Source organism: Parafrankia sp. EUN1f (genome assembly GCF_000177675.1).
Lineage (GTDB): Bacteria > Actinomycetota > Actinomycetes > Frankiales > Frankiaceae > Parafrankia.
This window is the reverse complement of the sequence record NZ_ADGX01000107.1, coordinates 14,402-29,187: the sequence shown is the minus strand read 5'-3', so window position 1 is coordinate 29,187 and position 14,786 is coordinate 14,402. Positions and strand designations below refer to the sequence as shown.

Genomic DNA, 14,786 nt, shown 5'->3' with positions numbered 1-14,786 from the left:
GCCCCGCCGGCGCCAGGGCGCGCCGCCCGAGCGGGCGAAGCGCCCAGGTGAAGGCCTCCTCATCCCCGACCATCGGCGGCAGATCGATCCGCCCCAGCCCACCCAGATACGACAGGGACTTCTCATTGTTTTCCCCGGCGGCGGCGGCGCCGACGGCGCCGCCGGCGCCGGCGCCGTGACCCGACCTGTGTCCCGGGCCGCTCTCCGGTCCGTCTCCCGGCCTGTTCTCCGTGGTCACGACGGCCTACCCGCGAACCATCGCGAGGTGCCCTCAGACAGGGCGTTCCAGATGGCGTCGAGCACCCGATCCGCCTCCGCCGCGTCATCGAGCGCGCCGGCCGCCGCCAGGTGCGCCGCGTCGAGAAGCTCGTCCACCGTCAGGCCGGCGCCCGCGTCCCGGAGCGCGCCGAAACGCTTCGCCACCTCCGCCACGGCCGGGCCGTCGCCGAACCGGGCCCGCACCAGCACCAGCAGCTCATCGAGGGACGGCTCGGGCAGCCGAACACTGACGCACCGGCGACGCAGCCGCGGCGAGAACTCCCGATCACCGTCGCTCACCAGCACGATCACCGGGAACTCGGCGCACTGGATCACCGCGGAATCGAGGGTGACACCGACGCCCGGGTCGTCTGTGGCGACGGTGACCGGGTCGGCTTCCGACAGCCACCCCCGCAGCTCCGGCACCACGACCTCGCCGCGCTCGATGATCTCGGCCAGGTCGTCAGGCAGCTCGTGGTCGGCGCGGTCCAGTCCGTCGACCAGCAGGACCCGGGGCTTGGACCTCGGAAGAAGCGCCGTGGCCAGCGGAGCGAGGCGTAGGGGGCGACGCACCGCCCCGTGCATCAGGGCCGGGTCCACGCCACGGTCGCCGGGCGCGGCAGCGGAATCGGGCGGTCCGATCTCGGCGGCCCCCTCCTCAATGATCCCGTCGCGCAGGATCGTCCTGCCGTTCACGGCCCACCGCAGCACCCGACCAAGCCGGAGCTCGCGGGCGATCAGATGGGCGAGCCCGGCCCGGCCCGTCTCCGAGGACCCTGTGACCAGGAGAGGCCGTCGCAGCGCCAGCCCGACATTGACAGCCGAGATCTCCTCGGGGCCGAGCAGGGCGGCGGTCAGCCCCGCCTGATGACGGCCCCGCTCGTCGGCGTCGAGTGGGGGCAGGCCGCCGTCCACCGCGTGCCCGGGGAAGCGCCGCCCGGGTGGCGCGACCGGCCAGCGGAGGAACCCCCTGGCCGGCTCGCCGGTCCCCTGGAAGGTCCACCATCGCGGAGACTGCCTCGGCTCAGTACCCTCCGGCCTGGCGACCCCGTCAGCTCCGGCGATCATCTGGACTCCTCCGAGGGCTCCCCGCCCGTTGGCTGCCCACGCCCGGTCCAGTTCGGGCTCCCCGGCGAGCCTGGTGGCGGCCCGTCCTTCCCGGCAGCCCAACCGACATCCCGTCGTAGATCATTCCACAGCAGCGTCGCGACTCTCCGAACAGCTCTGTCGCGCCGGGCGATGTCCTCGTCCGGTCCAGCCGGATCTGCGCCCGCGGTCGGCGGATCATCGGCCTTGTGCTCCAGCCGCAGCAGGTTCTCCTCCCGGAACCGCTGCGGGAGCCGGAACGGGTCTCTGTGCTCGGACAGGCCCGCGGGTTCAGGCCCGCCGACGAGGAGGTCGATCAGCTCTCGGTCATCGTCCGGCCTGGCCGGGTCGGCATGCTGCCAGGCGATGGCCGTCAGGCCCTCCCGCAGCGCGTGCCGGAGCTGCTCCGCGGCCCACGAACCCGGTACCGGCGGGCCGCTGAGCACCACCGCGGCGATCCGGCTGTCGCGGGCGAGCTGCAGGCTCTGGAGGTCGGCGGCGTGCACCGCGAGAATCCCGGCCGCCTCGGGCCTGGTGAGGGCGGCCCACCGCCGCCGCTGCCGCAGAACTGTCGGACCGTGCCAGCCGCCGCCGTCGAAGGGACGCACCACGAGGGCGAGATCCTCGATGAGGAACCGAGCCGGATCGTCGCCGGATCGTCGCCAGCAGACCGCCGCCACACCGATATGTGCGAGCGGGAGAATGATCTCCAGGGTCAGTGCGGGCGGGTCATCCAGAAACGTCTCCTCGGCCGCGATCCCCTCCGCCTCGTCGACGGCGACAGCCGCGATCCGCTCGAAGGCGCCCGGCCGGGCCTCCTGCCGGCCGCCGACGTGCGGAACCGGCTCGTCGGCCCAGCACAGCCACCACAGGAAGGCATGCTCGCTGTCGGAGGAGACACCCACCGGCTGGAACTGCAATGAGATCACGGCGGACCCTCGGTGCGGCGCGATGCCGGCGTCAAGCTGCTCCTGCCGCAGCTCGTGGCTGCGGCGCAGTCGATACGCCATCGGCCGGAGCCATGCCTCGACCCGGACGTACGTCGTGGAGGTGAGCACGTGCGCGCACCGGGCCAGGAACCGCGCGTAGAGCGGCAGCTCGCCGGGTGGCGGCAGGCGACCCGCGGTCCACACCAACAGCTGCCAGGCGTTGGCGCAGTGCGCCGGCGGCTGCATCCAATGTGACGCGGACCGGAAGGCCCGGGCGACCTGCCCGACAGGCACAGCGACAAGCTCGGCCCGCAGCTGGTCCCAAAGGGCACCCGCCGCCCGGGCCACTTCCGCGGTCTCGTGTTCGTCGCAACGCCGCAAAAGCCGATCCACGAGCATGGAGGCGGGACGCAACTCCGTGACGACATCGACCAGAGTGGCGAGGCCATAATCCAGATCCAGGCATTGTTGAACGAATGCGATACACCAGCTACGGGCGATGTCGAGATCCGGGACATACAGCCGCCGGCCAGCCCGCCGCTCGAACCGCTCGACCAACTGCTGTCGCGCCGCCGGGCTGCGAAACAGGTCGGCCCCGACCTCCAGGCAGTCCACTATATCGATCACGAGATCATCGGGTTCGTCGCGGCCAGTCACGATCCCCCCGAAAGATCGTAATACCTCTGGCAGTGATCGGGCTCGTCGTTCCACCGGGCAGACACGACGCATGCGGTCGAGATCGGAGGAAGCAGCCAGACCGCCTCCTACTCTAACCCGTCCGGAATCACCACAGGAGTTCTTCGAGAGAGAACGCACTATCACGGGGGCCGCAGGTCGCGGGGCAGGTCGGATTGTCACCGTCATGGCCGCGGGCGGCAGTCAGAGCAGACCCGCCGCGAAAACGGCGTTGGCGGGAAACCGTGCAGCGGCGGCGGCGAGGACGCGACGCCGGCCGTCGATGAGCAGCCCATGACCGAGCAGCCGGGAGATCTCCACCCAGAAGGTCTCGGCGTCCCCCTCGATCGAGGGGATCCGCTCGCTGGGCAGCCCGGCATCCCGGAGCACCCGCATCGCCACGGCCCCCCGACCGAACACTCGCGCGAACTCCCGACTCTCGCCGTCCCGTAGCGACTCGGGGGCACCGCCGTCCACCGCGGCGGACGGGTGCCCGCCGGACGAACCGGGCCCGCCCGGGTCCTCCGCGGCCGTGGAGACAGCGTCAGCCGCGCCGCAGGAAATGCAGCTCCCCGCGCCAGGTCCCACCGAAGCCGCGGTCCCGGCGAGATCAGCAACGGTCGCGGCCAGCCGGGAGCGGGGCTGGAGGTCCTCCACGGCCGCGGACAGCGCGCTGAATCCTCCCGACTCGGCGGCGAGCATTTGCACTAAAGCAACAAACCACTGGTATCCGATGTCGTACTCGACAACATAAAGTGGGCGATCCAGGCGACGACAGACCCGACGTAGCAGCAACTGCCGAGCCGCCCGGCTTTCCAGGCCGGGCTCCGCCGCGAGCGCAGCGGTCAGGCGAGCGGAAATCAGGTCAACCGTGTCGCTGCCATACGCGGTACCCACATCGCCCCCCCGCCAGGATATCCGCGACACCCTCGCCAAAGTGCACCGATTTCCGAAGCCGGCCGGCCTTCCCGAGTGTCCATCGATCCCCGCGATGACGCAACAAGCATCCGTACGTGCCGCTGCCAACGGCAGCCGCCCCACATATCGGCGCGCCGGCACCGCCCGCCGCTCCTGCTTCTCCGCAACCGCACTGCGCTCGACGCACGCACGATGCCACGCCCGCGCCGGCACCCGCACCCGCACCCGCTGGCGGCGACGCGGTCGCCGGGCCTTCGGCGCCCCGGATCAGGGTGCGATGCGGATCCGGAGTATCTCGCCGGTGGTGACACCAAGTCGTTCCGCCGCGTTCCCCGAGTTCACCGCGATGGTCAACTGCCCCACCGCGTCGCCGTAGAAGGCCAACTCCCCCAGCGGGACCTCCTCGAAGACCTCGACGTAGGTCGCCCTGTGTTCGCCGGCCGGCGTGACACAGACCACCGGATGGCCGACCGGAAGCGAAAAGGAGTCGAGCCGGTCGACGGCACTGGCCAGATGGAGGTTACCGAAATGGTCGGCCAGGATCACCTCCGAGACGAGGTCACCGCCTTCGAGCCTCTCCACTGGCGCGCGCAGGGCTACCAGCGACTCCGTCGGGATTTCCGGCCCGACTTCGGCCAGAGCCGTCCCGCGGGCGAGATGACCGGCGACGGGCATGAAGATGTCGCGCCCGTGGAAGGTACGCGAGACCGGCTCCCGGAACAGCTTCCCGTTCGTGAGCTCGTACGCCGCCAGCGCACCTCCCGCGGCCTCCACAGCCCAGGAGAGAAGGCCGTTGTCCGGGCCGATGAAGAGGCCACGGGCGGTGTCCACGGCGACCGGCCGGCGCTTGCCACCGACACCTGGATCGACAACGGCGACATGAATCGCCTTCGGCAGGTACGGCGTGACCCTGGCGAGAAGACGCGCACCGGTCCGGATGTCCTGCGGTGGCACGACATGACTGATGTCGATCACTCGGACGCTGGGCGTGATGTCGAGCAGCACCCCGTGGCACGTCGCCACAAAACCATCGCTGAGGCCGTAGTCGGTCAGGAACGAGATGATCTGATATTCGGACACCGCCACCACTTCCAGGACTGGGGTTTTCCAGGGGCTGCTCACGATGACGACCGCTGTCGCCCGCTCGCTGGCATCATCGCGCAGCCCAGCCCAGCTCGCGGGTCGCGCACTGGCCCGGGTCGTTGCCCAGCGGGTCCGCCACCACTTGGCCGACCTGGGTGTCAGGCCCGCTCGTGGCGCCTCTGCACGTGTCACCGCTACGGCGCAGCAGGTCAGGAACCGACCGGGGATGACCAGGTCAGGAACCGACCGGAAATGACGCTGCGCGCAGGGTTTCGAGAATGGTCTGGACCGGCTGGGCACCGGAGATCCCATAGGTGCGGTCGACGGCGTAGAACGGCACACCGCTGATACCCAGCGCACGGGCCTGCCGGATGTCGTCGTGGACACCGTCGGCGTATGCGTCGCCGCCGAGGACTTCGTGGGTTCCGTCGGCCGGCAGGCCGGCTTCGGTCGCCAGCCGGACGAGCGTCCCCGGGTCGTCGACGGCCGCGCCGTCCGTCAGGGTGGCACCCATCAACCGTTCCTGCATCGCCGCGGCGAGGCCGTGGGTGGCGGCGAAGTGGAGCAGGCGGTGCGCGTCGAAGGTGCTGGCGGTGACGGCCCGGTCGAGGTGGTAGGTCAGGCCCTCCTCGGCCGCCAACGTGCTGACCCGGTCGTTCATGGCCCTGACCTCTGGCGCGGTGACCCCGTACTTGCGGGCGAGCATCTCGGAGGTCGGGATGTTCTCCCCGCGCGGCTGGGTCGGGTCCAGCTGAAAGCTGCGCCAGATGACCTCCACGTCACCGGCGTGCTTGTACTGGCTGAGCGCCTTCTCCAGGCGCCGCTTGCCGATGTAGCACCACGGGCAGACGATGTCGGACCAGACTTCCACCTTCACGGTTCCATACCTTACGGCGCAGTAGGGCCTGATCCGGCCAGGCCCGGCCTGCCCCGACGACACCGACTGGGTCACGGCCCTCAGGCCGTACCCGGCCCCGACAGCACCACTCTGTTCGCCACGGCCGGCAGTGACACGGCGATCTTTCTGCGGGCGCCAGCCCACGATCAGCACCACCACCGGGCCCGAGGAATTACCTTTCACCCCGAACGGGAGATTCGTCCACGCCACGAGCTCCATTCATCCGCGACGCAAGGCCGATGGCACGTACTGTAGACGAAAAACGTGAGCATGACCGTCGTCTAGCCAGTAAATTGTCATGGCAGACAACAGGTTCTCCTTCGCCCACCGCACCCGCGACCGGGTCCCCTCATCCTGATCGGCTATCCATTGCTCCAGATGTCTTGGCAGCCCGAAAGTCATCCGATAGGCATCGGGGCGAGCTACCGGGCTCACAGTCCACGTGCGGTCGCCAGCCGACCGGTAGACCGGCCTGATATTCACTTGATGCGTCGGCCTCTCGAGACAGTAGTTGACCACGGATCTCAGATTGTCTGCGACCAGACCGAGCACGAAGGGCGCCGCAGGAAACGCCAGGACCAGGCCGAACGTGGATCGCCGCCGCAGCGAACCTGCCAGAGCATCCAAACTTAGCGCCACGTTCACATGGACGCCATCAGCAGGCACAAACTCGTCGTTGAGCTTGAGGCGGAACGCCTCACGAATTGTTTTGACAGATATCAGAGCCTGAAAACCGGGAGAGGCCTGCACGATTGGATGTATCACCCGGGTAGCCTCGGCAACCGCATCCGTCATCTCGCGGAACTCAACTATTGATAGATCTATCAGCGATAGCTGATGCGCCAATGCATACATCTGGGCATCAGCAGTGAAGCCGCTCGTCGAGAACAGAGCGTAACTGTAACGGTAGCTTGCGCGAGGCCTGCGAGGCCTTTCCCCGCTTACTTCGCCACCCGAGGGTCGCCGCACACTAACCAGGTTCTCATTGACATCATGGACGACCCCATGACCGTTCCTGACGACGCCGAGTCCGCACTTGTTCCTGGTGAACTTGGCCTCCAGAAAAAGCCGTACGGGGAGCGAGAACGGCGGTACGTAGCGAAACTCGCCGAGGACGTCGGCCTGATGCCAGGCCCCACGGCCGCGAACCGCCAGGCCACGCGGCGTCATTTTGAGAGCATCGACGTCATCCGCGGCGGAGAGCAGCTCGTAGCCGCTGTTCCTAAGGAGCCACGCCAGAACCTCCTCGAGCAGGTAACCGCGCAGCGCTGCTTCAGAAACCACGACGGATCATGGTAGCGATATGCCGTTCGGCAGGTTGCTTCAACCCCTCGAACTGGCCGGCCGTGACCGGTGCGAACGGTCGTGCTGCGAGATGATCTCTGCGTGCAAGGTGGGGCGTGGGCAGACCCGTGGTCACGGTCGCCCGAGTTCGAGTCGGATGTCACGGGTGCGCTCGCAGAATCGGCCGGTCGCCGACGTCGCACGCAGAAGTTGGCGCAGGTCGCGCTCGAACGCCTCCCGCCGGTCGCCGAACAGGTGCGGGGCCGCGCTGGACAGCGAGAACACCGAGGCGATCACCTCGTCGGCACTGCGTTCGACGACGAGCCCACCGGCCACGTCCAGCCGCGTGGGGCCCTGGAACCCTGCCGCCCGGAAGATGTCGCCCTCTCCTGACGGGGTGCCCCGGGGCAGCACACGTCGCCCAGCCCGCCGAAGCGGGCCGAGGTAGTCGCGGACGATCGAGGCGATCGCTTCCCGGGGCGGCCGGGGGTACGGCAGCACATCGTCACCGGGAACGCCCTCGTGCGTGGTGGCGTGGACGAACACACAAACGCCGTCCGGTACCAACATGCGGCGGACCGCCGCCGCGACCCGTGGACGGTCGAGCCAGTGGAACGACTGGGCGAAGGTGACGACGTGAAAGAGGCCAAGCCCGCCCGGCAGGTCCTCGGCGCGCATCCGCACCCAGGTCACGTTGCCGGTTCCCGCACGCCGCGCCGCCTCACGGGCACGGGAGATCATGCCCGGATCGGGGTCGAGGCCCACGGCGGCCTCGAAGAGGCCGGCCAAAAGCAGGGTCAGCGAGCCCGGCCCGCAACCGACATCCAGCAGTCGCCCGGCGGGCGCGGGCGCAAGCGCGGCGCGCAGGGTCTCGGCAAGCGCAGGCGGATAGGGCAACCGCCCGGCCGCGTAGAACTCGGCGCTACCCGCGTAAAGAGTCTCGTCCCACTCGGACACGCTGGCTGATCTTACGAGTCCGCATTCCGTCATCGGCTCCCAGCACGCACGACCGTGGGTGTTCCTCTGCCGGTCGAGAACCGCGCCGTTGATACCCCCGGATCACGGCGTCGCGGCGGCGTCGAACAGCAGCTGCCGCAGCCACGCGACGAAGGCGAAGCTCGGCCCCAGCCTCGCCTCCGAGGCCTTCGAACCGCTGACGCAGATCGTCGAGGCCGTCGTCGCACTGTGCGACTGCCCGCAGGATGTCACCGGCCAGGTCATGGTCAGCAGCGAGCTGATCGCGGGCTGGGGCCTCGACGCCCGCGGCCTCGACAGCCGACCCCTCGCCGATCACACGCCGCAGGCCTGACGCGAACGAGGGCGCGGACCACCGAACCGGTGACCCCCCGCATCGACCGGACCGGATCCGATCCTGAAAGGCTTTCGGGGCGTTATGTCCCTTCTCGCTCAGGAGCGCCGGCGATGCAGGAACCGACACCGGAGCCCGGTCCGGCAGGTAGGGGCGATGCGGGCCCGGGCTCAGGGGGATCAGCGGGATCAGGTACCCGCCGGCGCCGTACCGCACTGCTTGCGTCGGTGGCCTGCGCGCTCGCTCTGATCGTCGCGGTTCCGGTGGTCCTCTGGGCCTTGCCGGGATCGGATGACCCAGGGGCGAACGGTTCGCGGTCGGTGGGGGGAAATCTCCTCGACGCGGCCGGGGACGGCCCGGAGGCGCTCAAGGGGGCCGTTCGGCGCGGAGCGCGGCGGCATCCGCGACGGCACAGCCCGGCGCGGCGAGCGGCTCCGCGGCGTCGGCTGCCGCGGCGACCCCGCAGGCCAGCGGCGAGCCATCGGCGCAGGTACCCGGCGCGAGTCCCGGTACGGGGTCCGCGCCGGGTAGCTCGGCGTCGCTCGCGTCCGCCGGCGCCGGCGCACCCGCGCAGACGGTTCCCGCCGTGCCCGCGGGTACGCAGGCACCGGCGACTGTGGCCGCACCCGCTCCTGCGCCTACGTCCGCCGCCGCGCCCGCGGCGAAGCCGAATCCGTACACCGCGACGCAGGTGTGCGGGTCGGGGTACTCGCAGATCGACAGGCATTCCCTGGGCTCGGCGATGATCTATCTGCTGTACGACGGCAGCCGGAACTGTGTGGTGACGCTGAAGTCGGGGTCCGGCGTGGGGGTGGCGCAGGCGATGGGTGCCTGGGTGCAGGTGGAAGGCAGTTCGACGCGGCAGTCCGACACGGGCAGTTTTCAGTACTACGCGGGGCCCGTGTACGTGACCGCGCCGGGGAAGTGCGTGAAGTGGGGTGGCAGCCACGCCGGCTCGACCTGGACCAGCGGCTGGGAGCACTGCGGCTGACTGCTCCCGGCGGCTACTTCCTGCCGCTGCTTCCTGCGGCTACTCCCGGCTGCGCCGGTAGCGGGCCTTCACCTCGGCCCAACGGGTGGCCTGCTCCGGAGTCAGCGCGCCGCACAGCTCGGCGAACCGGAGCAGGTTCGCCTCCGTGCCGGAGGTGAGGGTCTGCGCCTCGGCGAGGTAGTGGTCGGCGATCAGGGCGTCCAGCTCCTCGTCGTTCATCACCGGGACGATCCGCTCCGCCAGCCGGTTCATGTTCCGGTAGGAGCCCTGCAACAGGAAGGGCGGCTCGTTGCGGTCCGCGTCGTTCTGCCCGGCCGAGGCGATGTAGGCCCGGTTGACGGCGAGCACGACCTGCTGGACGCGCACCAGCTTCCGCAGCACGGCCAGGATCTGGTCCAGCTCGGCCGGCGGATACGGATGGCTGAGCCGATCCGGCCGCGCTGCCGAGTCGCCCTGGGCCATCTGGATCAGAAGTTCCAGGTCGGCGCGCTCGCGGCCGGCCAGCGGGGCCAGCACCGGGTTCGACGTGACCGCGTTCTCCAGATAGCTGCGGGCGAACAGATCGTCCCGGCCAGAAAGGACGTCACCGAGGTTCCACACGTCGGCGCGGTTGGCGAGCATGTCCGGCACGCGGAACCGTCCACCGGACTCGGTGTACGGGTTGCCCGCCATGCACACGGCGAAGCGTTTGCCGCGCAGGTCGTAGGTGCGGCTCGCGCCGTCCCAGACACCGTCCATCCGACGCTGGGTGTCACACAGCGGGACGAACTTCTCCAGCAGCTCGGGCGCGGTGTGCTGGATGTCGTCCAGGTAGAGCAGCACGTTGCTGCCCAGCTCAAGCGCGAAGGAGACCTTCTCGATCTCGCGGCGGGCGGCCGCGTCGGGTGCGGCGGCGGGGTCGAGCGACGTGACGGCGCCGCCGAGCGAGGGCCCGTCGACCTTCACGAACACCAGGCCGAGGCGGCTCGCCACATATTCCATCAGCATGGTCTTGCCGTATCCGGGTGGGGAGACGAGCAGCAGCAGGCCCATGCGGTCCGGATTCGTGCCGTCGCCCGCGGTCCCGAGCTGGCGGGCCAGGTTCGCACCGACGAGCGGCAGGTAGACCTCGTCGACGAGCCGGTTACGGACGAAGCCGCCCGGCGGCGTCGCCTGGTACTCCTCCAGCCGCAGCCGCCGGCGTTCCTGGGAGATCAGCTCGTCCCGCTGCCGCCGGTAGGCGCGGTAGGCGGGGACCCGCTCGGTGTGGAACCGGCGGGTGCGCGCCAGTGTCTCGTCGAGGCGTAGCTCAAGACGCCCGCCGTCGATGCGCGGGTGGCTGCCGAGCAGGCCGTCGACGCCGGCTTCCAGGTTGGCCGACGAGTCGTGCCGGGGCAGCCGCGAACCGCAGACCAGCACGGCCACCGCCTCCGTCAGGTCGGCCCCGACGCTCACAGCACCCACGGCTTCGCCGACGCTCACCGCTTCCCCGGGGCCCGTGGCTTTCTCGGGGCCCGCGGCATCGACCGCGCGGGACGCGTGGAACGCGCCCAGCCAGGCCGTCGCGAGCTGGTGCCCGGCAGCCAGATCGTCGTCGAAGGCGAGCAGATCGTGGTCGAAGTCGTCGCCGGCCCCCGTTCCCCGAGCGCTCGTCGGAAGCCGGCGAGCAGCTCGCGGGCGGCGGCGCCGGTGACGAATCCGGTGGGCTCGCCGGCGAGCTCCTCGAACAGGTACTCCCCGACGAGGTCGACTCCGCCGGTCCGCTCGACGAGGGCGGTCAGGCTGGCGATGCTGGCCGAGTCGGCGCGGCCGGAGCCGTTGCCAGCGCCGATGCCACTGCCACTGCCAGCGCCAGTTCCGGCGCCGCTGCCAGCACCGCTGCCGCTGCCAGCACCGCTGCCGTTGTCAGCGCCGGCGACCGCCCCCGGGCCCGTGAGAAACCGCGCCACGGCAGCGGCGAGCTCGGCGCACAGGTCACCGATCTGTTCCGGGCCCCCCTGGTGGGGGCCGGCCGAGCCCGGCTGGTGGGCGGGGCCGAAAACGGCCCGCGCCCGGGCCAGCGACACGGCCCGGCGGCCCCAGGCCACCCGGCCCGCGATGTCGGTGCCGTAGGCCCAGAACAGCTGGGCGGCGGCCCGCGCCGCCGGCGGGTAGCGCAGCAGCCCCGCCTGCGCGTAGGACCGGGCCAGCGCGGCGAGGATCCTGGCCGCGTCCCGGTCGTGGACGCCGCGCTCGTACCCTTCGTCGTGGCGGTTCCCGGCCGCCCTGCGCACCAGATCAAGCAGGTCGGCCTCGCTGTCCGCCGCCTTGACCAGCGCGGCGACGGAAAGCCCGGCGGCACCGGCCACCGCGTCGGCGAGGATCCGCGTGGCCAGGTACTCGGCCCGGTACACCCGCGCCGACTCCGACGGCAGCGGCTGGTCCCAGAACGACCTGGTCCCCTCGAAGGATGCGTCGCGGACCGGGCGGCGGTAGTCCGTCCCGGTGATCACGAACGCCAGCCGGTCCCCGTCGGGGACGAGAGCGATGTCGAGCGGCTGGGTGTTGATCGCGAACAGGTGGCGCCCGAGGCGGATGACGTCGTCGCCCGCGTAGAGGTCGACCCGGTCGCGCAGGGCGCGGCGGGCGTCCAGGCGCGCCGCCTCGACCCGGCCGGCGATCTCGTCCGCGCGGATCGGCTCCCCGAGCGAACGCAGCTTGGCGATGATGCCGTGCAGCGTGGTCACCATCGGGTCGGTCGAGAAGTAGGTGTTGATCTCGTCGAGGGTGCGCAGGTCCGTGCAGCGGCGACGGATGCCGGCCAGGATCCGCCCGGCCGAGTCGGCTCGCCGGCCGGCCCGCCGGGTCCGTGCCTGCACCAGCTCCTGGCGGCGGGCGGAGAACGTGTCGTAGAGGTCGGCCCGGCGGGCCGCGACCTGCTCGCCGGCGTCGTCGGATTCACCGAAGCGCGCCTCCAGGCGCTCCAGCGAGACGAGCAGCCGTCCCAGCTGCTCGTCGCAGCGCTCGGGTGTGTCGGCCACCGCCAGCGCCGCGTTGACGGCCTGGCCGATCAGCGTGAGCTCGGCCGCGAACACGGCCCGGCTCTCGGTGTCGAACAGCTGCCCGCGGCGGGCGTCCAGGATGGCCCGGACCCGGTTGGCCTCGGCGAAGACCTCCCCGATCCGGTCCAGGATGTGGGTGCGGACGGTGGTGTCGACGATGTCGAGACCGGTGACGATCTCGACGACGGCATCCAGGCCGGTGGCCTGCTCGGCGAGGCGGTCGGCGATCGGTGTCGCGGCCGCGGCGCTGGTGATGGTCGCCGCCTGCCCGGCCAGCCGGTCGGTCTCGGCGTGGTAGTCGACGAAGGCCTCATCGTCGTGCAGGAACTCCACCGCGCGCCGGCCGGCGGCCGTGATCTCGGCGTCCAGCTCGGCCGCGTGGACGTCGATCCGAGCCAGGTCGACGTAGCGGACGTCGCGCAGGGCCACCAGGCGGCCCTGCGCCCGGCGCAGGTCGGCGAGTGCCGCCACCGCCGCGCCGGCGTTCTGCGGGGCCTTGTCGCGGACCCGCCGGAGCAGGATGTCGATCTCGGCGGCGGTGTCGGCCAGCGTCGCCCGGGCTGCCTCGGTGAGCGCCTGGACCGTCGCGAACTCCTCGAGCACCTGCCCGGCGATGGCCCGGACCTGCTCCAGTGGCCCGCCCAGATCGCCCAGATCGCCGAGATCCGCGTCGCCCAGCCAGTGGTAGCGGTCGAACGCCCGCCCGCAGGCGCCGATCAGCGCGTCGAGCCCGGCGCGCGACGGCGTCGTCTGGGCCGCCAGACGCGCCACCGAGACGCAGTCCGAGATCCCCTGCACCAGGTCCGCGTTACCGATCCGCTCCAGCGGCCCGCTGCCGGTCACGGTCACGGACCTGACCGCGTGCCCGTACGGCGTCTGCCAGATCTGCACGGCGTGGGCCCGGGTGGGCCGCGTGGACGGGGTCCGCAGCAACACCAGCGTGCCGTCACCGAACAGGGCATACCCGTGGCAGGTGAGCGGGGTCGCGACGTCCTGGCGGATCACGTTGTAGGGCAGCAGAAGGAACCGGCCCGTGGCCCGGGCGTGGAAGACGTAGAGCACGTCCTCGCCGCCGGGGGCGTGAATGACCCGGTCGAACTCCAGGTCGGAGGTGTCGGTGTCGAAGGCGCGGACGGCACCGGTGGTCAGGTGGTAGCCGTCGGGAAAGATGATTCCCTGCTCCGCGGGCAGCCGCCGGCATCCCTGCCCGATCCCGTCGACGCGCACGATCCGCGCGCTGCGGGTGTTGAACACCAGGTACCGCCACCTGGTCTCCTTGTACGGCCGGATCCGCAGCACGAGGAGCGGCCCGACCCGGGCGTGCCAGATCTCGGCGTCGGCCAGGCTCTGCAGCGGCTCGTCCACGGGCTCGCGGTAGATCCCGTCCGGGTTCTCGGTGTCGTTCTCGGTCTTGACGGTGAGGGCCCCGCCGACCGTCGAGACGAACACGGCCCCCTGGACGGACACGTGCGGGTAGCGCCCGAGGACATGGTCGTCGCGGCTGACCGCGGTCCAGTCGAGGTCGTCCACCGGCGGGGGGACGTGGTCGCGCTCACCGAGGTTGTCCAGGTAGTCGACGGCGCCGTCGGTTCCGGTCCGCCACCGCAGCACCCGGATGTCCTCCGGCCGGCGGCCGGTCTGGAAGACGGCGAGCATTCTGTCGTCGAGGCGGCGCAGCCGCAGCAGTCGGGTGTCACGGTAGTACCGGACCAGCTCGCGAAGGTCACGATGCAGCGTCGGGTCGCGCAGCACGCCGGGCCGGACGTCTCCGCCCCGGCCGTCGTCCCCGCCGAGGGCGTCGCCGACGTCCGGGCCTTCGCTCCCGGCAGCGCCCACGTCGACGCCGTCCGGCCGGAACCGGGGCCCACCGGTCTCCGTGGCGGCGGCGCCGCCGACGGCCCGGACCAGGCGGTGCAGTGAGAAGTAGTCGGTGACCGCCCCCGCGGCTCCCGCCACCCCCGCCGTCTCCCCGTCGGGCGCGGAGGCGGCGGGCAGCGCGGTGGGCACGTTGCAGCCGAGCAGCAGGTGCTCCCCGAGCGCCGCGATGTCCTGCGCCACACCGGGACGTCGCGTGCTGACCTGCTCGGCACCGAGCAGGCGGAGCTCGCTGCCACCGAACACCGCCAGCCGGCGGGCGTTGAGGGCGTCGGCCCGGCGGGTCAGCTCCGCCGCCTGCTCGGCCAACCGGGCCCGCAGCACCTCGTAGGTGTCGCGGTCGGGAGCGCCCTGGTCGGCGGAGCGGGCTGCGTCGGTCGGGTCCAGGTCGGTCGGGTCCAGGTCGGTCGGGTCCAGGTCGGTCGGGTCCAGGTCGGTCGGGTCCGGGTCCACGCCCCCG

At 71.2% G+C, this 14,786-nt stretch carries 10 protein-coding genes and 2 pseudogenes; 2 read left to right on the top strand and 10 right to left on the bottom strand.

All coding sequences use genetic code 11. The annotated features are described in order from the left end of the window. The 8 genes and pseudogenes from FREUN1FDRAFT_RS26490 to FREUN1FDRAFT_RS26460 all read right to left on the bottom strand — a co-directional run. A pseudogene (locus tag FREUN1FDRAFT_RS26490) lies at positions 1 to 238 on the bottom strand (hypothetical protein); the annotation flags it as partial. Further along, positions 235 to 1,326 carry a hypothetical protein gene (locus FREUN1FDRAFT_RS26485; RefSeq protein WP_006543340.1) on the bottom strand — a complete coding sequence of 364 codons (1,092 nt, stop codon included), beginning with the start codon at positions 1,324 to 1,326 and terminating at the stop codon, positions 235 to 237. The gene FREUN1FDRAFT_RS26485 and the pseudogene FREUN1FDRAFT_RS26490, both read right to left, overlap by 4 nt. After that, a complete protein-coding gene (locus FREUN1FDRAFT_RS26480; RefSeq protein ID WP_369809827.1) occupies positions 1,323 to 3,002 on the bottom strand; it encodes a hypothetical protein in 1,680 nt (559 codons plus the stop codon). Before FREUN1FDRAFT_RS26480 ends, FREUN1FDRAFT_RS26485 begins: the two co-directional genes overlap by 4 nt. A 150-nt stretch (positions 3,003 to 3,152) precedes the next feature. Continuing rightward, positions 3,153 to 3,845, bottom strand: a complete 693-nt coding sequence (locus FREUN1FDRAFT_RS26475; RefSeq protein WP_006543338.1) for an effector-associated domain EAD1-containing protein — start codon at positions 3,843 to 3,845, stop codon at positions 3,153 to 3,155. 288 nt (positions 3,846 to 4,133) lie between these two features. Then, positions 4,134 to 4,946, bottom strand: a complete 813-nt coding sequence (locus tag FREUN1FDRAFT_RS26470) for an S-adenosyl-l-methionine hydroxide adenosyltransferase family protein (protein ID WP_006543337.1) — start codon at positions 4,944 to 4,946, stop codon at positions 4,134 to 4,136. 238 nt (positions 4,947 to 5,184) lie between these two features. Next, on the bottom strand, positions 5,185 to 5,826 hold the full coding sequence (locus tag FREUN1FDRAFT_RS26465) for a DsbA family oxidoreductase (RefSeq protein WP_035953607.1): 642 nt from the start codon (positions 5,824 to 5,826) through the stop codon (positions 5,185 to 5,187). 240 nt (positions 5,827 to 6,066) lie between these two features. Continuing rightward, on the bottom strand, positions 6,067 to 7,131 hold the full coding sequence (locus tag FREUN1FDRAFT_RS42015) for a hypothetical protein (RefSeq protein WP_006543335.1): 1,065 nt from the start codon (positions 7,129 to 7,131) through the stop codon (positions 6,067 to 6,069). Between the two features lie 132 nt (positions 7,132 to 7,263). Beyond that, entirely contained in the window at positions 7,264 to 8,121 is an 858-nt protein-coding gene (locus FREUN1FDRAFT_RS26460) for a class I SAM-dependent methyltransferase (RefSeq protein WP_006543334.1), read from the bottom strand. A 55-nt stretch (positions 8,122 to 8,176) separates the two neighbouring features. Here FREUN1FDRAFT_RS26460 and FREUN1FDRAFT_RS26455 point away from each other — a divergent pair, with 55 nt between their 5' ends. Continuing rightward, positions 8,177 to 8,440 carry a hypothetical protein gene (locus tag FREUN1FDRAFT_RS26455; RefSeq protein WP_006543333.1) on the top strand — a complete coding sequence of 88 codons (264 nt, stop codon included), beginning with the start codon at positions 8,177 to 8,179 and terminating at the stop codon, positions 8,438 to 8,440. A 366-nt stretch (positions 8,441 to 8,806) separates the two neighbouring features. On the opposite strand, the gene FREUN1FDRAFT_RS44275 is transcribed toward FREUN1FDRAFT_RS26455, so the two are convergent. Then, positions 8,807 to 9,121, bottom strand: coding sequence for a hypothetical protein (locus FREUN1FDRAFT_RS44275; RefSeq protein WP_157475370.1), 315 nt, complete (start codon positions 9,119 to 9,121; stop codon positions 8,807 to 8,809). Positions 9,122 to 9,182: 61 nt separating this feature from the next. On the opposite strand from FREUN1FDRAFT_RS44275, the gene FREUN1FDRAFT_RS26450 reads away from it, so the two are divergent. Beyond that, entirely contained in the window at positions 9,183 to 9,431 is a 249-nt protein-coding gene (locus tag FREUN1FDRAFT_RS26450; protein ID WP_232295414.1) for a serine/threonine protein kinase, read from the top strand. A 39-nt stretch (positions 9,432 to 9,470) separates the two neighbouring features. Here the strand turns inward: FREUN1FDRAFT_RS26450 and FREUN1FDRAFT_RS26440 are convergent. After that, positions 9,471 to 14,713: pseudogene (locus FREUN1FDRAFT_RS26440) on the bottom strand (DNA repair ATPase). Positions 14,714 to 14,786: the final 73 nt, after the last annotated feature.